The organism is Paenibacillus radicis (ex Gao et al. 2016), from assembly GCF_014641555.1.
In the GTDB taxonomy this organism is placed as follows: Bacteria; Bacillota; Bacilli; order Paenibacillales; family Paenibacillaceae; genus Pristimantibacillus; species Pristimantibacillus radicis.
The window spans coordinates 513584-535002 of record NZ_BMHY01000005.1 but is presented as its reverse complement, the minus strand read 5'-3'; the positions used below and the strand labels follow the sequence as shown (position 1 = coordinate 535002).

Here is a 21419-nt window from a genome sequence, read left to right as displayed (position 1 = left end):
GATATCGCCACCGTTCCGCCGGACAGAGCTACCGTACCACTTGAGATAGCTACTGTTCCTCCAGTGATCGTTGCTCCGAGGATCGCAGTAAGTGTACCTGCGGTAATTGTTGCTCCCGACACTGCTGCCAGCGTACCCGTCGTAATCGTCGCTCCGAGCAACGCTCCCAACGTGCCACCTGTGATTGTCGCTCCCGAGACCGCAACTGTTCCGCCGGACAGAGCCACCGTGCCGCTTGATATGGCTACTGTTCCTCCCGTGATCGTTGCTCCAAGAATCGCAGTCAGAGTACCTGCGGTAATTGTTGCCCCTAAAACGGCCGCCAACGTACCTGTCGTAATCGTGGCTCCGAGCAACGCTCCCAACGTTCCGCCCGTGATGGTCGCCCCAGAGACCGCTACCGTTCCTCCAGATATCGCCACCGTGCCGCCGGACAGAGCCACCGTGCCACTTGATATGGCTACTGTTCCTCCTGTGATCGTTGCTCCGAGGATGGCAGTTAGGGTACCTGCGGTGATCGTCGCTCCCGACACAGCCGCTAATGTACCCGTTGTTATCGTCGCTCCTAGCACAGCCGCCAGCGTACCTGTTGTGATCGTTGCTCCGAGCAACGCTCCCAATGTTCCGCCTGTGATTGTTGCCCCTGACACAGCTGCCAGTGTACCCGTTGTAATCGTTGCTCCTAGCAACGCTCCCAATGTGCCACCTGTTATTGTTGCTCCAGAGACCGCTACGGTTCCTCCCGATAGAGCCACCGTGCCGCTTGATATGGCTACAGTTCCTCCCGTGATCGTTGCTCCGAGGATTGCCGTTATCGTCCCTGCTGTAATTGTTGCTCCCGACACAGCCGCCAGTGTACCTGTTGTGATCGTCGCTCCGAGCAATGCTCCCAACGTTCCGCCTGTGATTGTCGCTCCCGAGACCGCTACCGTTCCTCCAGATATCGCCACTGTTCCGCCCGATATCGTTGCTCCAAGAATCGCAGTGAGAGTACCTGCTGTGATTGTTGCCCCTGACACAGCTGCCAATGTACCCGTTGTTATCGTTGCCCCGAGCAACGCTCCTAACGTACCGCCGGTGATCGTTGCTCCAGAGACCGCTACCGTCCCTCCAGATATCGCCACCGTGCCGCCAGACAGAGCCACCGTTCCACTTGAGATGGCTACTGTTCCTCCAGTGATCGTCGCTCCTAGAATTGCCGTTATCGTCCCTGCTGTGATTGTCGCCCCTGACACGGCTGCCAACGTACCCGTTGTTATCGTTGCCCCGAGCACGGCCGCCAGCGTACCTGTTGTAATCGTAGCTCCGAGCAAAGCCCCCAACGTTCCACCTGTGATCGTTGCTCCCGAGACCGCTACCGTCCCTCCAGATATCGCCACCGTTCCGCCGGACAGAGCCACCGTGCCACCCGACAACGCTACGGTTCCTCCAGTGATCGTTGCTCCGAGGATCGCAGTTATCGTCCCTGCTGTAATTGTTGCCCCTGAAACTGCCGCCAGCGTACCCGTTGTTATCGTCGCTCCTAGCAACGCTCCAAGCGTTCCGCCTGTAATTGTCGCTCCCGAGACCGCTACCGTTCCTCCAGATATTGCTACCGTTCCTCCGGACAAAGTTACTGTACCGCCTGACAACGCTACCGTTCCTCCGGTGATCGTTGCTCCCAGAATCGCAGTTATTGTCCCTGCTGTAATTGTTGCCCCTGACACGGCTGCCAGTGTACCGGTTGTTATCGTTGCACCCAAAACGGCGTTCAAGGTTCCACCCGTTATCGTTACGCCCATTACCGAGACAGTCCCGCCCGAGATAGCCACGGTTCCTCCAGATACAGCAACTGTACCTCCTGAGATGGCTACTGTACCGCCGCTAATCGTGGCTCCCAATATACTGCTGATTGTTCCGCCGCTTGATATGTTCAAAATATGTCCTGAGGAATCCGTCGCAATAGCCTGCGGCGTAGATGTACTGTCCCTGCCGAAAATAAGCGTTCGTAATTTATCCGGATTGGGGTTAAATGTTGTAAAGTTTGGCATAGTTGTTCACCTTCTTTTTACTTGAGTTGTGCATGGCAGGAAGCTGCAAAGCCTGCTGCTTGAAAACAGTCCTGAGCACCGCTCATTCCGTATCGAAGGCAATGTGGCCGACTTCTTTCGAATCGTTCCCCGTCCTTTTTCCCTCGATGTCCATGCTTCTATACGATATGAGTCCCTTTGTACAAAGGAAGCGGCTTGTGACGGGAGCACATCAGCCCCAAAATGGAGTCTTTTCCAAATCCCCCATACAAAAAGTAAAAAACCGCCATATCCTATCCAGACAAGCAATTAACACTGCATCGAGTAAAATGAGGTGAAACAATGACAAACTATTCCGTATTTAATAATCAGAACAATCCCTTATACACCCAAATAAACAATGCCTATAACAATCCTGCCGTCGTAACTACTCCGGATGGAAGTGCCTCCATTAACGGCCGCCTGTTCACCGTTACATCGGCCAGTACAGCCGTTGGCGGGGGCTCTAACCTGCTCATTCAAATCACCAATCCAAATTTAAGCGGCAGGACGCTTTATGTCTCCCAAATTACAGGCGGGATCAGCGCCGCGGCTACTATTAACGTCTACTCCGGCGGGACGGTTACCGGGGGGACAACACCGACGCCGTTCAACCTCAATTTCGGGAACGCCACTACAAGCATTGCGACTGCTCGTGTCGTATCCGGTACAGTTACCGGAACGCCGACGGTGTTCCTGACAGCTCTTCTTGCGGCTGGCCAGTTCGCTTTCCCTTTTATAGGGGCTATCGTCGTGCCGCCTAACCGTTCCATTACTATTTCAGTCGGTACCGGTGCCATTACGGCCGCCGCGAACATCACTTGGTGGGAATACTGATGCCAAACTATCGTATTTTCAACCGAAGAAACGGTCGTTATTTCACGCGTGGCACCAACAAATACACAAATCCGGCTGCATCTGTCCCGCCAGAATCAGCTACATCTAAAGCTGTCGCGCAATATTTCTCAATTAATGCGTCTAACAGCGCATCATTAGGAATTTTAGGAGGATCTGTCAACATATCGATCCAAATCGCCAATCCTGTGAACAGCGGGAAAACCCTGTATCTTAAACAAATTCTGGGCTACACAAACGTATCCCTGAGCTTGCTGTCGAGCTTTTCCGGACAGGTTACGGTCTATCTCGGCGGAACGCTTACTTCTCCCACAGCGGTAGTACCTGCCAATTTGCAACTAGGCAGCTCCGTTACAAGTGCAGCTACAACGAACTCATCCATATTCGCCGTCAGCGGCGGCACCTCGTTTAGTCTGTATCCTCTGTTTCCGGGACCTCTTCAAATCAATTTCAACGGAGACGTAATTGTCCCGCCAGGTCAGACATTAACTGTCAACGTACTGGGCACCATCACCATACTTGGCATCATGGGCGCTGGAGTGGAGGCTTTATGGTGGGAGAACTGAAGCAACGAAATAAACACAAATAAACCCGCAACGGCATCCGTTACGGGTTTATTGTTTCATCTATTACAGCAGCTTCTCGATATCAGCTTTCATATCAAGCGGTTCTTCTGTCGATTCGAAGCGTTTGACTACATGGCCTTCGCGGTCAATAAGGAATTTAGTGAAATTCCATTTGATCGAGTCGCCTTCCAGGAAGCTTGGAAGCTTTTCTTCCAAGAAAGAATTCAGCATTTTGCCGCTTGGTGCAGATGTATCAAAGCCCTCGAACGGAGCTTGTTCTGTCAAATAATCAAACAGCGGATGTGCTTCTTCGCCGCGAACGTCGGTTTTCGCAAAAAGCGGGAAGGAAACGCCGTAGTTAATTTGGCAAAAGCTTTGTACATCTGAGTTAGAACCCGGTTCCTGCTCGCCGAATTGATTGCTTGGGAAGCCGAGAATTTCCAAGCCTTGATCCTTGTACTCTTCATATACTTTCTGAAGATCGCTGTATTGCGGTGTGAATCCGCACTTGCTCGCTGTATTAACGATCACGAGCGCTTTTCCTTTATATTGCTCCAAGCTGACTTTCTCGCCTGTAATTTTTTCCGCTTCGAATTGATAGATGGACATGATGTATTCCTCCCGAAATCGAATTTAACAAAATTAAATTGCATACAATTTATATAACAAAGAATAGCATATGGAGTAGGCGAAGTCAAACCTAAACTCCTGCTATTTTATATATACAAATCTAATTAGTCGCTTCAAGCCTCTGCAGACGCACATAATCACTGACCATTGCCAGACGCCATGGAATAATCATCCCAAATGCCAGCAAATAAAAGACCGCTCCCGTCTGAGGTATCGACATATATTGCTCGACGACGGAGTGCAGCGATAGCCTAATGATGAATAAAGTTACCATTATAAAGATAAACGCTTTGGATCGTTTCACATAAATATCCGCATCCACTCGCTCCAAGCGCGTCGTAACGATCAAAGGAAATGCGAATATAAGCATGCCTGTACCAAAGGCCGACAACCCCCACAGCAGCGGGATATGCATAAAAGGAAAAGCGAACATGATGAAGCCGGTCGCCATACCCATTGGCGGAATAATGATTTTACGCAGTGATGTCGGCTGCTTGCCGGCACGAATGCGCATGAATATAAGAAAACTGCCGGCCAGCATCGACACGATAATCGCGCCAATCTGCAAAAGCGGGGTCGAAAGCTGCATCATTTGTCGATGCCTCCGTTTCTCGGATACTCGAATAGGACTTGCCTCTATCACTTTTACCATCGTACTTCAAAATAATACTTACAGCAAACTGCTAGCACAAAAAAAAAGAGCATTCCCCTTCCTGTTGGATGGGCAATGCTCTTCTAGCCAGTTCGTGCACCGCGGCTTCACTTCAATCACCTCTTCTTGCGCTGTCCGTCTACAGCTTCCGCACATGCCCCAGAAGCACCTCAGAGGTGATCCAGCGCCTGAATACCAGGAACAGCAGTACAGACGGCAGGCTGACGATAGCGCCATATCGCAGCACGTCTACAAAGTACATACCGGATTGACTAAACATCCGGAACTGTAAGACCGGAGAGAACATGTTCGGATTTACCGTATACATCAATGAAGGGATAAAGGCATTCCAGAACGCAACGAACTGCAGCACACCCAGCGCAAGGATCGGTTTCCACAGCTTCGGAAGATACAGCATGATAAAAGCATGGGCTTCGCCTTTTCCATCTTGTTCGGCCTGCTCCTTCAGCACCGAATATTTGCTGTTGAAGATGCTTTTAAGCACAAATACCGGCACGATCGCAATAATCCCATACAAGAAAATCGGGAAGATGGTATTGATCATACCAAACGTTCTTGCCTGAAAAAAATCAAAAATATAAGATGAGCCCAATACAGCCAACAGGATCAGAAAAAAGGTGTATGCCGATTTACCTGGCAGCCTGCGCACCGTAAGCGGATAAGCAAGCAAGGTTGTCATGATCATATGAAAAATGGCAGCTGCGAATCCCATCACTAAATATAAAATGAAATTGACTGGTTTTATTAGCTGCAAAACCCCGTTCTCGGGTGACATTGTAAACGGATAAATAAAGAGAACATAAAGAAATGCCAGCACTGCAAGCCCGTAGAGTACAGATACTGCTGTTCCCGCAACTGCACCGCCGCCTAGCGAAGAGCGGCCGTTTATTTTGCCCCCCTCAGAAATACCGCTGAACAGATCGTTGATAAAATAACGCTTAACGAGCATGTACGCTCCGTAAGCAACTACCAATTGCACGATAATAAGAATGATTTGAACGGCAGATCCAATACCTGTATTCATCTGCATGATATAAGCACTAAAGCCATAGGACTCCAATGTATCCCCGGTTTGTCTTACTAGCGGATTCAGCAGCGAATTCAGCAATTCGAAATCCCCGGACAGCACGTAAGTAAGCTGCAGCAGCAGAAAAGCAGCCACCGCTCTCGCCGCCGGTATGACTTTTGCTTGTACGAATAGATTCGTCTCTCCGGCAAGAGAAGCACTCCGGGAGCTAATCGCCGCGAGCGCAATTGCAATGGCTATGCCACAGGTTTTAAACGTCTCAGCGGCTATGTAGATCGGCTGGAAGAGCTCAGCCTGCGCCAATGCTACGATATTCAGCGAAGCAATTGGCGACTGCCCTTCTGATAAAAGCCATGCCACTACGTAGGCGAAGACACCTGAAGGAATAAAATAAGGAATCAGAAACAAGGTGAGCAAAATCCCTCGAAACACCCGGGAACGAACAAAGCTAAGTGCAATCGCAAGTCCAAACGCCAGTAAACCGCTCGCCAGCATGTACCCCAGCTTCATGGATAACGTATTGTACAATAACTGCCAAAACAACGTGTCACCGGAGAAGAGGCGGGTGAAGTGACGCAAACCAACCCATTCGCTTTCGAATAATCCTTTGTGCAGCTGGTAATCGACCATCGACATATAAAGACCGGAAAAGAACGGAATAATCTTGAATCCAATTAAAAATAAAACCGCTGGAATGACAATCAAATAATGCATACGGTATTTCCATACTCGCTGCGCAGTGCTCATATTTATCCCCCATTTCGGTTTACCCGATATTATCTATAAACCCCAGTAAATTGTATAGGAACCCCAAAACTTGATCAACCATTATTTTCTAAATCAAGTGAAATTCCCCTCAACAATCCTAATCTAATACAAAAAAAATCCCTCATGCTGGCTTATGCCAACACAAGGGATTTTCTCGGTGCTACCGTTTCAGAAAACGCTGCACGTCCAAGCTTTTTTTCGCTCCGCCAAGCTTCACGGCCGTATCGGCGACTTCCTGCTCTTCTTTCGCAATGCTTTCCAATAGAGGCGCAGTGCCGTAAGCCTTTCGTTCAAAGACGCCCAGCCATTGGATATGCTCGATATCCGTATGGCTGGTCAGCAGCTCAGCCGCATCATGAACGTTGTCTGTCAGCCAATCGTCGTAAGCCCCTATCTCCTGAAGCGCAAGGTCGAATATTGCCTCTCTTCCCTGCAAACTGTCAGGTGTAGTCACGATTAGATCGCGTCGCGCAACGGCTTGCGAGCTATCTGCCACAATGCGGATGCCTAGCGGCTCAACCCAGCTAAGCTGCGGCTCGCCAACGACCCAGGCATCCGCCTTCCGCTGCACTATAGAGCTTTGCACGCCTGCCGGATCGAGTGGCAACGCCTTTACGTCTTTTTGCGTCATCCCGGCGTCAGCTAATACCTGGAGCAGCAGCAAATGCTCATTGGAATACGATGAATAGGCTACCCGTTTTCCCTTCAAGTCAGCTGCTGTAAAAATATCCGAGTCAAGAGGGACTACAATGGCATAAGCCGATGGATTCGACGGTTCTGCTGCCAAATAAACGAGCGGTGCCTCATCGCGATGCAGGAAAGCAGGTACGGCGTCCCCTACGGTTCCAATATCGATGCGTCCCTCTTCAATCGCCCGGAACAGCGCTGCGTCATTCGGGAAAGCGGTCCATTCCAACGTGACGGACTGTGTTTCGAGAAGCGCAGCAAGCGTTCCCCTCTCCTTTAGGCCGATTATCGGGCTGTTGCCGCTATAGCCAAATTTCAGCTTGCCCGCTTCGACTGGCACCCGGATTAGCGAATCGGCTCCAGCGCCCCCCTGTCCGCAGGCACTTAGCAATAAGCATAAGCTTAGCAGCAGAATCACAATTGGCGGCTTTCGGCGGCTATAGAAAAAACTCTCACTGGCTTTGCGGATCATGTTGTATGCCTACCGGTGCTGACTTTAGACATTGTTGGCGAGGCCCTTCCTCCAGCGGGTGAATCTCGCCTCGATCAACGCCAACACATAATTAAGAAGCAAACCTACAATCGCCAGTAAAATTATGCCTGCGTACATATCTGGAATTTGAAAAATTTCCTGCGAGTTCAAAATGTAAAAGCCCAGCCCCGCAGAAGAACCAATCATCTCGGCAGCCACCAACGCCGTGATGCAGTAAGCCCCGCCAAGACGGATACCGGTAAAAATACTTGGAGCAGCGGCCGGCAAAATGACTCGAAAGAAAATAAACAGCTGCGAGCCTCCCATTGATTTGGCCGAATCGATCAGCAGCTTCTCCACATGCTTGACGCCGCTGACTGTGTTCAGCAGAATCGGCCAAAACGAAGCCCAAAAAATAATAGCGGTTTTGGAAGACTCGCCAATACCAAGAAACAGTATGAACACCGGGAATAAGGCGAAGGCAGATACCTGTCTTGCCAACTGCAGCAGCGGGTCCAATATCGTCTCGAATCGCTTGAACCATCCCAGCAGCAGTCCGAGCAAGGTTCCGGACAATATCGCGAGCAGCAAGCCGGACAATGACCGGCGCAAGCTAGCCGAGACATGCTTCCACAGCTCTCCATTGGAGATCAGCTTGCCGATGGAGACGATGACGTCGGAAGGCGGGCTTAAGTAAGCCGGATTGACGATGCCAAGCCGGGGCAGCAGCTCCCACACTGCGAAGAACAATAGAATGGCCAAACTGCGGTCGACTGATTTTGTCAGCCATTTACGGTTGAATTTCATAGGATGGCTCTCCTTTCATGAGGTATGGCAGCACTCGTCACGCCGCCGGGTTGATAACTTCAACGGCCGCCGTAGCCTTGCTGGCTGCGAATTCATTGAAGTCATTCGTATAGACGTCTTTGACCGTGATTTTACCCTTCGGAATTTTATCGTTCTCCTCCAGAATATCGATGTAATACTGGATGGGATCTTCCGTAATGACCAAGTCATCTACATAAGCAAAGCGATCGATGTATTTCACATCAACACCTAGTCGTTTCGCAATAATTTGCTTGGCCTCATCCGGGTTGTCATTCACCCAATTGGCTGTTTTGGCGATGGCAGTCACGAAATCTTTCACCGCTTGCGGATGCGCTTTGGCGAACTTCCCGTTTACGCTGTACGGCGCCATACCGCCGAGCCCTCCATCCAGATCGTAGTCACTCCATAATTTGACCAGCTTATCATTATATTCGGCTTTGCCTGAGAACGGGGCATGAATGATTGCCAGATCGATGCCTCCCTGCTCCAGCGTCTGCTCTTGCTTATCGTCAGGAACGACAAGAAACTCGATTTTGGTAATGTCCACGCCCTGCTCCTTGAACCATTTCTTGGACACGAATTCCGCACAAGCGCCAAAGCTGTTAAAGCCGATCGTTTTGCCTTCCAGATCCTTAGGTGTCTTGATACTGCCGTCGTTACGGACAAAATATTTCATATGAGGCGCTTCCTGAAGCGTCTTGCCCCCGGCGGAAATGACTTTAATGTCTGCGCCGCTTGCAATCGCCGAAATAACGAGCGGTACCATCCGGGAACCGAAGTCAATATCTCCCGTTCCGACAAGAGGAATAATTTGCGGCGCAGAGACTTTGCCCACATACTTCGGCTTCGTTGCAGTGCCATCGAAATACCCTAGCTCATCAGCCAAATAAACAAGATCGAAACCGGGATTGTCCGGATATTTAAATTCGACGATGCCTTGTTCCCCTGACCCCGCCTTATCCGGTCCTTTCCCTCCTGCGCCTCCGCATGCGCTCAATGATAAAGCCAGCACAACAATCCCCGCTGCTTTTACCGCAAGACCGTTTAATAATGAACCCTTTTTCTTCATCCCTGATCTCTCCCGTCTAATAAAATCGCTCATCCTAACCTGCTGCAGATTTGTTTCTTCGCCGGGTCAGCAACAAGGAAAACAAACCCGCGCCAAGCGCCGCTATGGATACATACAAAGCTGGGGAAGCCAGCCAGTTGGAATTGCCCGCTCCAACCTCTGCTGCCGGCTGATGCGAGGCGGCAGCTGCTCCGTGGTGATTGCCCTCCCCTGCACCGGGATGGACAACGGTTACCGAGGCAGGCGTCTCGGCATCTTCCCCGCCAGACCATTCCACAACCGTGCCGTCCGCATAGGTCTGATGCGCAATCCATACAAGCTGGGCCGCATCGTCGGCAACCTTGCCTTGCACCTTAAACTCGCCAAACTCGCCTTCCGCCAGACCCGCTCCTTCCGCCGTCCAGATAATCGACGTATTATCCCCGTCGGCATTTTTGCCAAATACATAGGACCAGCCAGACTGCGGCTGCACACGGCTAATCGACACACTGTCCGGGAATTGCACCTCTACCTTTGTTGTAGCCGAGGGCTGTTCTGTCGGAACACGAACGGTGAACACTTCATAGGATCCTTGCGTCGTTTCCGCAGGCAATACCGTTACATGAGCCGATACCGTACCCGCGATTAATAGGAACAACAATAAGGAGGCTCCCGCAATGACATATAATCGGGCAGTCATCTCTCCACTCTCCCTCCTTCTTCTAGTCTCCATCTGATTTTGGTTTCATTTCGCTGTAAAATGCTTTGCGGGTGAGGAAAGGTTCCGAATGGCCTTCTTGCAGCACACGGACCTCAAGCGTCCATTTGCCAGGCAATGCGAGATAGCGGCCTTCTGCGCTGTAATAGGAGCTGTATAGGCTGAGCGGGCTGCCATTTGTTTGCACTGGCTGCAACGGAACCTCAATCGGCGCGATGTCAGGGTTATCTTCGAATAAGAGCCGCAGCGTCACTTTGTCCGTCCCGCTATCCCCCTCGTTCTTACCGCCCCCGCCGATAGAAACGTTGAACTGATTCACTTCACCTGCTTCGTTAGGCGTAATAATAGCGGCAATATGAACGCCTCTTACGTTCTCGTGCCAGAACAAAGGCCCTGTTGCAGCGAGCGGATTCAAGTAGGTAAAGATTCCTGTTATCGCTATAATGACGAGGAATAGAGCAATGTCGAGCCCCAGCCATCCGGACAATCGTTTCATCTTCCGTTGTTTAATTTGTCGACGTATGAGCGAGCCCACAGCAATAACCAGCAGTACCGCGGCGGCTTTGGCTGCCATCAGCTTTCCCCACCAGGTTTCAAACAAATGTGTAAAGCCATTCGTGTATAGCCACGCAGCAGCAAATCCGCTTAGTACAAGAGCTGCAATCGAGGCAAGCGCGGCTTGTGATGCGACTGGCATGTACGCCGATAAGCTTGCTCTGCTGCGCCCCAGTCCAAATATCAGGAAGAGCAGCAGCACCCCTGCCCATACACTTGCCGCCGCCAAATGCAGCACGTCCAGCCCATACGTAATGAACGGTAATGAAAATCCCATCGCATGTCCGTTTAAGCCTTTGGCGCCAAGCAGAAGAACTGTCCAGCCGATATCGGCTGCTTTGCTGCGGCCCAGTAGTACAAAGCCTGCAACAGCGAGAATAAAAGAGAGCAAATAAGATAATCCGATCGAAGTTCCGAACAAGAGGGTGAATCTCTCCGACGATTCAACGCCGAGGCTCAGTTTGCCGTAATCCTTCCAGGCAATCAGGGAAAGCGCCAGCACATAAATAAGTAATAGAAGCTTGCGCCATCGATCATAACGTCTACGATACTCGGCAATGAAGCCGGGGATATACAATCGGAGAGCGATCCACCCTGTGACGGCTAACAACGCCATAAAGTACAACCCTCGAATGAGCCAATAACCCGCATTTTTGCGAATATCATGCTCTTCATGCAGCTGCGAGGCCGATGCGTAGCCAATGTTGGCATTCGCCGCCAACCCTACCGTAAATACGTAAGAAGCCCTCACGGGATGACCGTCCGCTGATAACAGCCGATATGTAACCGTGTATGCGCCATCCTCCAGCATTGGCAGCTGTAGACGAAGCCCTTTTCGGTTGGCATTCATGACCGCTTCCGCTTCTGTCACCGGCAGCCCTTTGCTGTTGTAGACACGAAGAGAGAAGCCTTTATTCTCAATCCGCTCGTTAAACGTCAGAGCGATTTCTTCCGGTGCTTGCTCTTGTCTGCTGTCCGGTGCAGGAACCGCGCTTGCCAGCGAGGAGTGGGCCGAGACCGGGATTTCATCTGCCACCAATTGAGACACCAACAGCAGGATGAAAACGGCCGCGACGCGGGAAATGAATCGGAAATTTGCAGCAACAGCAGTCATACGCTTCTTCGGAATGCCTTATCAAGCAGCGGCTGCTTGTCGTATTCGACATATTGCCCGGCATATGTACGCACAGGATCGCCTGCGTAGAAACGTTCATACAGCTCATGTCTGGCGCCAAGCCGACTGCCGACCAGGTCCCATGACAGCTTCAATAACTTGACGCGTTCCTCAGCGTCACGGTCTGCTCCTCTGTAATACGTTTTCAACTGAGCACCGAGGGGTCCCCTCAGCTCGGCAATCGTCGATGGCACTTGCAGCATGCCTGCTCCTGACAACTGCTGCAGCAGCTCCAGCGCCCTTGGATAGTATCGATTCCCCAAGTTTTTAGCCGTTATAATCGGTTCAAGCTCTGGCTCCCAAACACCGCTGGAATTGTAAACTGCACGATGCTCGGATGAGAGGAGAAGCGCTTTGATCGATTCCAATTGAAAAAACAGCTCAGCCAGCTTTTCCTGCACATGCGCGAATTTCGTAATGCCAATGGAGTTCGCCAACTCGTTGCCGACAGCAGCCGTAAACTCCAGCTTGCTGACAAGCCGGACGATGTTCTCGTGCAGGCTTATGGCGGAGACAAGCCGCTCGGAGCGAATTTTCCAGATGGAATCAGGGTCGTCTTTGATGAATACCCTCTCCCACGGAATAAGCGCGTCATCGAATACGAGCACCGCATCCATCTCGTCAAAACGGGAGCTTAGCGGGTGGTCCTCCTCCCTGTCGGAAGCAAAGGACTCCCGGCATATCAGATGAACACCCGGGTGACTGGCCGGGATAGCGAACATAGCGGCGTACCGCTGTTCGTCGCCCGTCTTTTTCCCATGCGGCGAGACCATAATCTCATCCATATACGGCCCGCCGGTCGCGATCATTTTGGCCCCTCTGACGATAATGCCCTCTTGTGTCTCGCGGACGATTCGGACTGCCGTATACAAATCACCCAGTTCGGAAGCCAGCTTCGTCCGATCAATCTGGGGATCGTGCCCGGCTGCGGTAAGGAGCAGATCATGATCTCTTACATACCGGTAGTAAGCTGCGATTTTCTCCGGAAATTGCGGCTGTTCCAGCGCAATTCGCTCGCTCGCGATATGCCATGCCGTCAATTGCGAGCGGTAAAAACCACCGACACGGCTCATCACCCCATAAGTAGCGTCGGACCAAATTTGGAACGCGCGGCTGCGGCGGAACAGATCTTCCTTTTTATCCGGTATGAAAAAAGCGAGATTGGCCCGTACGCCAGTGTCGGTTATATAGGTTAAATCACTCTCTGTCGCCGGATCATCCTGAAGATCCATCACAGCGGCTACGGATTGCACGGTCCCGTGAAATGCGGGATGACTGCGAATATCCGGTACGATAGCACCGTCAAGCCACACCTGGCGGCCGTCATTCAGTCTGTCAACATAACGTCTTCCTGCTGTCATATGCCTTCACTTCCTCCGTCGGTATCTTTACTGATTGGCTGCCTTTTCCTGAAGCTGCCCGCTGTCAGCCGGGAATGGCTGTGTAGCCGAAGGATGGAGCGGGATAGCTGCGGCCGGAGAGGCTGCCGTCTGATTCAACTGCTGCGATTTATCCACTTCATCCTTCAGAATCGCCCATGCCCGCTGGCGCAGCTTGACGAATTCCTCGGAATTGCGAATGTCGGACGGCCGCGGCCGAGCCAACGGGATATCGATGATCTCCTTCACTTTACCGGGTCTGGCTGTCATCACCGCAACACGGTCTGCCAGAAAGATCGCTTCTTCCAGACTGTGTGTAATGAATACAATCGTCTTCTTCTGTGAATCCCAAATGCGCAATAGCTCTGATTGGAGAATTTCCCTCGTCTGTGCATCCAGCGCTGCGAATGGCTCATCCATTAACAACACATCCGGCTGATAAGCCAATGAGCGTGCAATCGCCACTCGCTGCCGCATCCCGCCGGACAGCTCATGCGGGTAACGGTTCTCGAAGGCTTGTAGGCCGACCAGCTGAATATATTGCCGTGCAATTTCCTTCCGTTCCTTTGAACGAAGACCTCTAATCTGCAAGCCCACCTCAACGTTTTGCAGAACGGTACGCCAAGGAAACAAGGCATATCCTTGAAAAACGACGCCATGCTTTTTATTAACGCCGTTCACCGACTCGCCATCCACAACAATGTCGCCTTCCGTCTGCCGGGAAAGTCCGGCCAGTATGTTCAAGAAAGTCGATTTGCCGCAGCCGCTGGGGCCTAATATGGCGAGAAACTCTCCTTCCTTTACCTCCAGTTCAAAATCGTCGAGAACGGAAATGCTGTCTCTCTTCCCCGTCTCGCTTGTCACTTTAAACTGCATGCCGACCCTCCGGGCCGCTATTTTGACCGTCATATCTGAACCTCCTCTACAGAATAGGCTGGCTTGGATAAGGGATTGCTCCAAAACTGACTGTAGCGCTGGCGCAAGTGCTGCGCCGGATAATGCCGATACAGCTGTGCCGATTGCGCAATTGGATCTCCAAATGCATACAGCTCATGCAGCTCCCGCTTTGCCGCATCCCCGCTGCCCGACAGCTGCCAAGCCAATTGACGCAATGTAGGAAGCGAATCCTCAGGTGACCGGGTAATAGACAGATCGCCTAGAATGGTGCCAGCGCCAATTCGCCGAAGCGTCTTGATGGATTGGCTGTAAAATAAACCGCCCGCTTTACGTGCTGCTTCCAGCGGCACCGCTGCCGGCAGCAGCATACCGGACAAACTAGCTTCCGCTCCGATCTCAGCTGCATGAATGAACGCCTTCAGCGTCTCAACCTGCTGAATCGATTCGCCTAAGTCTCCTTGAATGTGAAGCTCGCGGCTTAAGCCCGTATCCTCCGCGAGAGCGAAGGCAGTACCTACTGTCAGCTCCAGCGCCTCAAGCTGCCTCGACACCCACTGGTAATCGGCAATAGCTCTCACAAACGGGGGACCAAGCAATTGGCTCCTGTCATTCTCATCAATTACATTAAGAATACGTTCCCAGGGTACTAGTACGTCTTCGTAAGTAACCTGCACACCAGACGCGAATGCTTCATTCGGCTCTCCGAATGGGAGGAGCTTTAATCCCTTGGAACGAACCGGGAGGAGTGCCGCAGCCGAGGGACCTGCCTCTCTCTCTTGGCCGGTAAAGACGAAGAGCTCATCCGCGAATAAAACGTCGGAACCAAACGTCTGCGTTCCCCGAAGTACAATCCCTTCCGGTGTAACTGTGACAACCGGCAAGCCTTCGCCGCTGCTGGCAATTGGCTGCAGAGACGTCGTAATGACGGATCTCAGCTTCTCCAGCCGCCGGAATTGTACTTGTATATGGCCTTTGACTCTTATATCCAGAGAGGACAAGAACGCTTCATCACCGTACCAAGCTCCCAGCAGCGAATGCGCATAATCTGTCCAGCCGCTGGCGAATACGGTAGCGCCGTCGGCGAGTCCGTAAAACCCGAGCCGCTTCTTCTGAAGCTCCTCCAGCGAACGGGGGAGCAAGTAAGCTTGCTGACGCAGCGGATGATTGAGGTCATCCAATACATGTGCAACCTTATGCCGTTCATTCTCATAAATCGAGCGAACCTTGGCCATGTCTGCATCTTGGTGATCGATTCGAGCTTCCTTTCTATTGTCCACTGCCATTCCCTTGAGCCCCTTTCCTTCTTGCCAACAAATCTTGGTGCTGGACTAATGTCCCGCCTTCTTCTGCATCTCTTTGAACATCAAGTAGGTTGCATCCCGTGCGGCGCCAGGCGAACGCCCTTTTCCCCAGCCGACTTGCTCCCGATAACCGCCAAGCAAGCCGATACCGGCCAGCTCCTCTTCGTCAAGCGTAGCTGCCGGCCGATCGTGAGGCGACACGAATAACGCATCCGTTGGACAGTAGAGTTCACACATGAAACAAGTCTGACAATCGTCTTGCCGAGCAATGATTGGCAGCCCTGACTCCGATCGGTCGAACACGTTGGTCGGGCAAACCTTCACGCATTGATTGCAAGAAATACATCTTGTTTCACTGACGATTTCAATCATCCTGCGTGCACCTCCGCTGCCGGAAGAGCGGGCTGGGGCTCAGGCTTCACCCACACATCGTCGATTCCGCCGGCCAACAGCCGATAATGCTGATTGGGATCGATATCCGGATAATCCGTCCGCTTGTGCATGCCGCGCGTCTCCGGCCGCGCCAATGCAGAAGCGTACATCCAGCGCGCTGTTGCAGCCATGGAAGCAGCCTCCCGGGCTTTCCATACATCCGCTCCGCTCGTTGCCACTCCGCTGCGCACCTCCCGCCAGATTTGATCCAGTCGGCCAAGCGATTGCTTAAGTCTCGCATCCGATCGGAACAGATTAATTTCATAGGGATCCACTTCTCGTTTCACGGCCGCAATTACTTCTTGCGCACTTGGCGCCCCAGCCTTTACTTGGGATTCCCGTGCTCCTGCTGCCTTCTCTACTGGAGTGGTGCGCAAGCCTTGCAGTTCTCTGGCGTTACGGCGAAAGCCCAGCTTTGCGGAATAAGAGGCTGCCGCTTCGCCTGACCATGAACCCGAGGACATGGCCCAAGCCGCGTTATGGCTTCCCCCGCCGGTAAAGCCTCCGCAAATGAACTGCCTGGTAGCCGCATCTCCGGCCGCATACAGGCCAGGAACGGCGGTTGCGCAGTTTTCATCGATTAAATGAATGCCGCCGGTGCCGCGCACCGTACCTTCCAATCGAAGGGTCACTGGAAACTTTTGCGTAAACGGATCAATACCAACTCGGTCAAACGGAAGAAAAAAGTTCGGCTGCGCTTTGCGCATCCACAGGCGCATCTCTTCCGTCGCTTGATCCAGACAGGCGTAGACCGGCTGAGTAAGCAGCGTACGAGCAATCACGGACCGCCCTTTCTGAGAACCTGCTCCTTCAATGACGGTACCGTCCTCATAATAAAAGCTCGCCCATGTATAAAAGGCTGTTTTCGTGACGGTCGAGAAAGCCGGACTTATCGCGTAGGCATTTGAGAACTCCATGCCGGACAAGGACGCTCCCGCTTCCGCCGCCATTAGATAGCCGTCGCCAGTCAGAACATGCGTGCCAAGCGCACCGCTTAAAAATGCGCAGCCGCCGGAAGCAATAACGACTGCGCCAGACTTAACGGTCCACGGCTCGCCATTCTTAATCTGTATGCCGCTCGCGCCACCGACGCCGTTATCGTCCGCTAGCAATTCAAGCGCAGGACAATGATCCAATATACGAACGCCCGCCTTATGTACCCGTTTGCGCATCAGCTTCATATATTCCGGTCCTTGCAAGCTTCGCAGATAACGGTTTCCCGATTCATCCAGCGGAAAAGGATAACCCGCCAACGCCAGATCATTCATATTAGCGTAGGTTCGATCAAGCACCCGCTTCATCCAGCCGCGGTCAGCCAGATAGCCGCCCAGTGCCTCGCGGCTTTTCATCGCCTCCTCCCGTTTGTCCGCACTTGGCTCTACATACCAGACGCCCGTGCCCGAAGGGGCGGTCGCACCGCTCGTTCCGCAATACCCTTTGTCCGCAAGCACCACGCTTGCCCCTTTTGCCGCAGCCGCCAGTGCGGCCCATGTCCCCGCTGGCCCGCCTCCGATAACGAGCACGTCGGCTTCCAATGTCAGTGAAGCAGCTTTATTGTTATAACTGTTCAAGTTCCCCATATCTTTAATAGCCTCCTATTCTGTTATCGAAAATAGAAAGAGGCCCTGCCTTCCTGTATCAGGATGGCAAGACCTCCGGTTTTCCGGTCGGTATCGCTTATGTGAGGGGCGCTAATTGAGCAGCCGCCGGATGTGGCGGTCTTTTTAGCCCCAAATTTTCTCTTAACGTCGTCCCCTTGTATGCCGTGCGGAACAAGCCGCGCTTCTGCAGCTCCGGGACAACAAGATCAACAAAATCCTCTAAGCCTCCAGGCAAGTATGGCGGCATAATGTTAAAGCCGTCGGCAGCGCCATGAACGAACCACTCCTCCAACTGATCGGCAATCTGCACAGGCGTACCGATGATTTCGCGATGCCCGCGGGCACCGGCAATCCGTTGATACAACTGGCGAATCGTCAAACTTTCCCGCTCTGCCAAATCTTTGAGCAGCGTAAATCGGCTTTTGCCGCCGTTAATCTGATCCAAGTGAGGAAGATCAGGCAACGGGCCGTCAACAGGGTAAGCAGAGAGGTCGAAGCTGATTAGATTGGAGAGCAGGCTAACTCCGGCTTCCTGTGGAATCAACTGCTCCAGCAGCGCTTTTTTCTCAGCGGCCTCTGCTTCCGTCCGTCCTATAATGGGGAATACGCCCGGCATAATGACCAATTCCCCCGGCGACCGGCCGTATTGGCCAAGCCGCCCTTTCACATCTGCATAGAAGGCTTGCGCCTCCTCCAATGTCTGCCAGGCAGTAAAGATGACTTCTGCGGTGCGCGCCGCCAGCTCCTTGCCTGGCTCGGAAGCACCTGCCTGCACAATCACCGGATGACCTTGCACAGGACGGGCGACGTTCAGCGGACCGCGAACCGAGAACCACTCCCCTTTATGATGCAGCGTGTGCAGCTTGCTTCGATCAGCGAAAGTTGCGTTTTCCTTATCGTAGACAAATGCGTCGTCCTCCCAGCTGTTCCACAATCCCGTCACCACGTTAAGAAATTCTTCCGCTCTCTCATAGCGGAGCGAGTGCAGCAGATGATGATCTTTATTGAAGTTTTGCGCTTCCGCCGGATTGCCGGAAGTAACGACGTTCCAGGCTGCCCTTCCGTCGCTTAGATGGTCCAGCGAAGCAAATTTACGGGCGACGTGGAATGGTTCGTTATAGGTAGTCGATACCGTAGCGACAAGGCCGACATGCTCGGTCACGGAGGATAATGCCGACAGCAGCGTAATGGGCTCCGGCCGTACCGTAACCGTCTGCGCGACCGCCTCTGGATAAGTCTCGGACACCGCGTAGCCGTCCGCCAGAAATAGAAGGTCGAACTTGCCCCTCTCTGCAGTTTGTGCCAGCTTCTTGTAAAACTTGAACTTCAGCACCTCGGATGCTGTCGTATCTGGATATCTCCACGCTGCTACATGATGTCCCGGTGTCATCAAGAAAGCTCCCAGCTTTAGTTGTCTGCCTCTGTCGGCCATATGTATCCCCCTATTCTTATCGTTATTTCTATAGCCGGTATGCAAAAAAAACCGAAGACAAACTATCTACTAAAGATAGAGTCTCCGGTTTTCCGGCGAATCACATTATTCCTACTGGTTTAATTTGTTTTGATAGTATCATGTATATATTCCAGCGTCAACCTTTATTCCCATAGGCATACAAAAAAAGAAGCCGGCTCGGAGTTGATCCCGAACCGGCGCGGTTATTTCTAATACGAGCCGCGAATAAACGGCTTCACTTGCTCCCGGTAGAAGGAGCTGAGGCGCTCGTTCTCCGCCTCTGTAAAGGACGGCACATCAAGCGCAGCCAAGTTATCCTGCACCTGACTCACATTGCGGAAGCCCGGAATAACGCAGGTTACCGCTTCGTGATCTAGCAGCCAGCGCAGCGACGCACGGGTCATATTGCCCCGGCCTTCGGCAATCCAGCCCAGTTGTCCAGCCAGTTCAACGCCCTTGGAAAAGCCGAGTCCAGCGAACGTCTCGCCGACGTTGAACTGCTCGCCGTTCTCGTTGAATCGGCGATGATCATCCTCTTCGAAAGTTGACTGTGGCGTAAACTTGCCCGTCAACAGGCCGCTTGCCAGCGGAAGACGCACCAGAATTGCCACGCCGCGGCGATGTGCTTCGTCTAGCAGTCGCTCCAGCGGCTTTTGCCGGAAGATGTTGACGATGACTTGCAGCGCACGCACATTCGGCTGCTCCAGACAAAGCAAACCTTCCTCCACGGATTCCACGCTCACGCCGTAATGACGCACTTTGCCCTCTTCAACAAGCTTGTCCAATACGCCAAATACGCTGCCATCCTGCAAGATTGGCAGCGGCGGACAATGCACCTGATACAGATCAAGACGTTCTCTTTCCAATCGTTTCAGACTGGCTTCGCAATAAGCTCGTACCGACGCTTCGGAATAAGTGGACGGATCGTGAATGTCTCCCGCGCGGCAAAACTTGGTTGCGACATGGATCTCGTCCTCCCGCCCTTTCGTCGCCTGCGCAAGCAGCCGTTCACTATGACCGCCGCCATACACATCCGCCGTATCGAATAAATTAACGCCCGCTTCCATTGCTGCTTCCAATGCGAGCAAAGATTGTTTGTCGTCTACGCTTCCCCAGGAGCCGCCGATCGCCCATGTCCCGAAGCTGATTTCGCTCACTAACAAATCCGATGATCCCAATTTACGATATTGCATCGATGAATTCGCCTCCTACCGTAATCGCTTACCGCATTAGTGTACTCCATCCCTTGGACATCGTTCAACTTTCACTTATTTGGTTACGGCGGCTTCGGAACGGGCTTCGGCGTTTTCCAGATAAAGCTCCTTCATGATGGATTCAATCGGAATCGACTCGATATCCATATCTGCAATACCGTAGACATCATTGAAATCACGGATAAAATGTTTCAAAGGCAGCAGATCGGTATCGATCTCAACTTCGATCTCCAGCGGACCGAGCCGCTCGGCAATGCGCAGCCCTTGAAGCTGCAGATCAGGCACAGCCGCCTCCGTAGTCAATCGAACCGACTTTTTATTGCCGACCCGGCTTCTCAAGCTGCCAAGCGCATCATCGAAAACAATTGTCCCGTGATTGATCACAATTACCCGCTCTGCCAGCATCTCAACATCCTCGAGATCATGCGTCGTTAGAATAAACGTCACGCCTTGACGGTTCATACTGCGGATAAAACCCCGGATGTTCTCCTTCGCAATCATGTCGAGACCAATCGTCGGTTCATCGAGAAAGACAAGCTGCGGCCGGTGCAGCATTGCCATAATGAATTCGCATTTCATCCGTTCCCCAAGCGACAGCTGCCGGGTTGGCTTGCGCATCACATCGCCGACTTCAAGCAGCTCGACGAGCTCATTCAAGGTGGCGCGATATTCCGGCTCCGGCACACCGTAAATCGCTTTGTTCATATAGAAAGCATCAGCCGGAGGAATGTCCCACAGCAGCTGGGATTTCTGTCCGAAAACAGCACCGATCTTCCCGACATATTCCCGTCTCTGTTTCCAAGGAACGAGACCAAGCGCCCGGACTTCACCTGCCGTTGGATGAAGGACGCCGGTCAGCATTTTCAGCGTGGTCGATTTACCTGCACCGTTTGGTCCGAGAAAAGCCAGCATCTCGCCTTGCGGCACGATGAAGGACAGATTGTTGACCGCCGTAATCTCCTTCATCGGCCTGCGGATCAGATTTTTGGCCACTTCTCGAAGCGTATGGCCGCGCTCATGCGTCATATACGTCTTCGTCAAATTCCTTACCTCGATCATGCGTGTCCAACTCTCCTTCTGCTTCGCCTTTATA

Annotated in this window: 19 protein-coding genes; 2 read left to right on the top strand and 17 right to left on the bottom strand. The window is 52.4% G+C overall.

The genetic code is table 11. The features are described from left to right. On the bottom strand, positions 1–2030 hold a 2030-nt coding region (locus IEX98_RS16345), incomplete at its 3' end, for a beta strand repeat-containing protein (protein ID WP_188890251.1). 321 nt (positions 2031–2351) lie between these two features. Here IEX98_RS16345 and IEX98_RS16340 point away from each other — a divergent pair. Together IEX98_RS16340 and IEX98_RS16335 are read left to right on the top strand one after the other, a co-directional pair. After that, a complete protein-coding gene (locus tag IEX98_RS16340) occupies positions 2352–2885 on the top strand; it encodes a hypothetical protein (protein ID WP_188890250.1) in 534 nt (177 codons plus the stop codon). Continuing rightward, positions 2885–3469 carry a hypothetical protein gene (locus IEX98_RS16335; RefSeq protein ID WP_188890249.1) on the top strand — a complete coding sequence of 195 codons (585 nt, stop codon included), beginning with the start codon at positions 2885–2887 and terminating at the stop codon, positions 3467–3469. The genes IEX98_RS16340 and IEX98_RS16335 overlap by 1 nt, the downstream gene beginning before the upstream one ends. Positions 3470–3532: 63 nt before the next feature. Here IEX98_RS16335 and IEX98_RS16330 read toward each other — a convergent pair whose 3' ends face one another. The 16 genes from IEX98_RS16330 to IEX98_RS16255 all read right to left on the bottom strand — a co-directional run bounded on the left by IEX98_RS16330 (position 3533) and on the right by IEX98_RS16255 (position 21385). Further along, positions 3533–4078, bottom strand: a complete 546-nt coding sequence (locus tag IEX98_RS16330) for a glutathione peroxidase (RefSeq protein ID WP_188890248.1) — start codon at positions 4076–4078, stop codon at positions 3533–3535. A gap of 121 nt (positions 4079–4199) precedes the next feature. Next, positions 4200–4691 (bottom strand): CcdC family protein, encoded by a 492-nt coding sequence (locus IEX98_RS16325; RefSeq protein ID WP_188890247.1) that lies wholly within the window; start codon positions 4689–4691, stop codon positions 4200–4202. 199 nt (positions 4692–4890) lie between these two features. Beyond that, positions 4891–6546, bottom strand: a complete 1656-nt coding sequence (locus tag IEX98_RS16320; protein WP_188890246.1) for a hypothetical protein — start codon at positions 6544–6546, stop codon at positions 4891–4893. Positions 6547–6727: 181 nt separating this feature from the next. After that, positions 6728–7726: an ABC transporter substrate-binding protein gene (locus IEX98_RS16315; RefSeq protein ID WP_188890245.1), complete on the bottom strand. Its 999-nt coding sequence runs from the start codon at positions 7724–7726 to the stop codon at positions 6728–6730. 24 nt (positions 7727–7750) lie between these two features. Continuing rightward, positions 7751–8533, bottom strand: a complete 783-nt coding sequence (locus IEX98_RS16310) for an ABC transporter permease (RefSeq protein ID WP_188890244.1) — start codon at positions 8531–8533, stop codon at positions 7751–7753. Positions 8534–8570: 37 nt separating this feature from the next. Beyond that, complete coding sequence (locus tag IEX98_RS16305) at positions 8571–9623, bottom strand: ABC transporter substrate-binding protein (RefSeq protein ID WP_188890243.1); 1053 nt, start codon at positions 9621–9623, stop codon at positions 8571–8573. A 34-nt stretch (positions 9624–9657) separates the two neighbouring features. Beyond that, complete coding sequence (locus tag IEX98_RS16300) at positions 9658–10302, bottom strand: YcnI family copper-binding membrane protein (protein WP_188890242.1); 645 nt, start codon at positions 10300–10302, stop codon at positions 9658–9660. A gap of 22 nt (positions 10303–10324) precedes the next feature. Then, positions 10325–11911 (bottom strand): copper resistance CopC/CopD family protein, encoded by a 1587-nt coding sequence (locus tag IEX98_RS16295; RefSeq protein ID WP_188890241.1) that lies wholly within the window; start codon positions 11909–11911, stop codon positions 10325–10327. A gap of 74 nt (positions 11912–11985) precedes the next feature. Next, positions 11986–13410 carry a 4-hydroxyphenylacetate 3-hydroxylase family protein gene (locus IEX98_RS16290; protein WP_188890240.1) on the bottom strand — a complete coding sequence of 475 codons (1425 nt, stop codon included), beginning with the start codon at positions 13408–13410 and terminating at the stop codon, positions 11986–11988. A 27-nt stretch (positions 13411–13437) separates the two neighbouring features. After that, positions 13438–14337, bottom strand: coding sequence for an ABC transporter ATP-binding protein (locus IEX98_RS16285; RefSeq protein ID WP_188890239.1), 900 nt, complete (start codon positions 14335–14337; stop codon positions 13438–13440). Continuing rightward, positions 14334–15608 (bottom strand): 4-hydroxyphenylacetate 3-hydroxylase C-terminal domain-containing protein, encoded by a 1275-nt coding sequence (locus tag IEX98_RS16280; RefSeq protein WP_188890238.1) that lies wholly within the window; start codon positions 15606–15608, stop codon positions 14334–14336. Before IEX98_RS16280 ends, IEX98_RS16285 begins: the two co-directional genes overlap by 4 nt. A gap of 45 nt (positions 15609–15653) precedes the next feature. Continuing rightward, the gene (locus IEX98_RS16275) at positions 15654–15998 is read right to left on the bottom strand and encodes a 4Fe-4S dicluster domain-containing protein (protein WP_188890237.1); all 345 of its coding nucleotides are present in this window, start codon (positions 15996–15998) and stop codon (positions 15654–15656) included. Continuing rightward, the gene (locus IEX98_RS16270) at positions 15995–17638 is read right to left on the bottom strand and encodes an FAD-dependent oxidoreductase (protein WP_188890236.1); all 1644 of its coding nucleotides are present in this window, start codon (positions 17636–17638) and stop codon (positions 15995–15997) included. The genes IEX98_RS16275 and IEX98_RS16270 overlap by 4 nt, the downstream gene beginning before the upstream one ends. Before the next feature lie 97 nt (positions 17639–17735). Continuing rightward, positions 17736–19091: an LLM class flavin-dependent oxidoreductase gene (locus IEX98_RS16265; RefSeq protein WP_188890235.1), complete on the bottom strand. Its 1356-nt coding sequence runs from the start codon at positions 19089–19091 to the stop codon at positions 17736–17738. Positions 19092–19321: 230 nt separating this feature from the next. After that, positions 19322–20305 carry an aldo/keto reductase gene (locus IEX98_RS16260; protein WP_188890234.1) on the bottom strand — a complete coding sequence of 328 codons (984 nt, stop codon included), beginning with the start codon at positions 20303–20305 and terminating at the stop codon, positions 19322–19324. Between the two features lie 75 nt (positions 20306–20380). Beyond that, positions 20381–21385 carry an ABC transporter ATP-binding protein gene (locus IEX98_RS16255; RefSeq protein WP_188890233.1) on the bottom strand — a complete coding sequence of 335 codons (1005 nt, stop codon included), beginning with the start codon at positions 21383–21385 and terminating at the stop codon, positions 20381–20383. Positions 21386–21419: the final 34 nt, after the last annotated feature.

What these genes read in the sequence shown, in the direction of transcription:
- IEX98_RS16340 (WP_188890250.1), top strand. Translation starts at nt 2,352, where the DNA reads ATGACAAACTATTCCGTATTTAATAATCAGAACAATCCCTTATACACC.
- IEX98_RS16335 (WP_188890249.1), top strand. Translation starts at nt 2,885, where the DNA reads ATGCCAAACTATCGTATTTTCAACCGAAGAAACGGTCGTTATTTCACG.
- IEX98_RS16330 (WP_188890248.1), bottom strand. Translation starts at nt 4,078, where the DNA reads ATGTCCATCTATCAATTCGAAGCGGAAAAAATTACAGGCGAGAAAGTC.
- IEX98_RS16325 (WP_188890247.1), bottom strand. Translation starts at nt 4,691, where the DNA reads ATGATGCAGCTTTCGACCCCGCTTTTGCAGATTGGCGCGATTATCGTG.
- IEX98_RS16320 (WP_188890246.1), bottom strand. Translation starts at nt 6,546, where the DNA reads ATGAGCACTGCGCAGCGAGTATGGAAATACCGTATGCATTATTTGATT.
- IEX98_RS16315 (WP_188890245.1), bottom strand. Translation starts at nt 7,726, where the DNA reads ATGATCCGCAAAGCCAGTGAGAGTTTTTTCTATAGCCGCCGAAAGCCG.
- IEX98_RS16310 (WP_188890244.1), bottom strand. Translation starts at nt 8,533, where the DNA reads ATGAAATTCAACCGTAAATGGCTGACAAAATCAGTCGACCGCAGTTTG.
- IEX98_RS16305 (WP_188890243.1), bottom strand. Translation starts at nt 9,623, where the DNA reads ATGAAGAAAAAGGGTTCATTATTAAACGGTCTTGCGGTAAAAGCAGCG.
- IEX98_RS16300 (WP_188890242.1), bottom strand. Translation starts at nt 10,302, where the DNA reads ATGACTGCCCGATTATATGTCATTGCGGGAGCCTCCTTATTGTTGTTC.
- IEX98_RS16290 (WP_188890240.1), bottom strand. Translation starts at nt 13,410, where the DNA reads ATGACAGCAGGAAGACGTTATGTTGACAGACTGAATGACGGCCGCCAG.
- IEX98_RS16285 (WP_188890239.1), bottom strand. Translation starts at nt 14,337, where the DNA reads ATGACGGTCAAAATAGCGGCCCGGAGGGTCGGCATGCAGTTTAAAGTG.
- IEX98_RS16280 (WP_188890238.1), bottom strand. Translation starts at nt 15,608, where the DNA reads ATGGCAGTGGACAATAGAAAGGAAGCTCGAATCGATCACCAAGATGCA.
- IEX98_RS16275 (WP_188890237.1), bottom strand. Translation starts at nt 15,998, where the DNA reads ATGATTGAAATCGTCAGTGAAACAAGATGTATTTCTTGCAATCAATGC.
- IEX98_RS16270 (WP_188890236.1), bottom strand. Translation starts at nt 17,638, where the DNA reads ATGGGGAACTTGAACAGTTATAACAATAAAGCTGCTTCACTGACATTG.
- IEX98_RS16265 (WP_188890235.1), bottom strand. Translation starts at nt 19,091, where the DNA reads ATGGCCGACAGAGGCAGACAACTAAAGCTGGGAGCTTTCTTGATGACA.
- IEX98_RS16260 (WP_188890234.1), bottom strand. Translation starts at nt 20,305, where the DNA reads ATGCAATATCGTAAATTGGGATCATCGGATTTGTTAGTGAGCGAAATC.
- IEX98_RS16255 (WP_188890233.1), bottom strand. Translation starts at nt 21,385, where the DNA reads ATGATCGAGGTAAGGAATTTGACGAAGACGTATATGACGCATGAGCGC.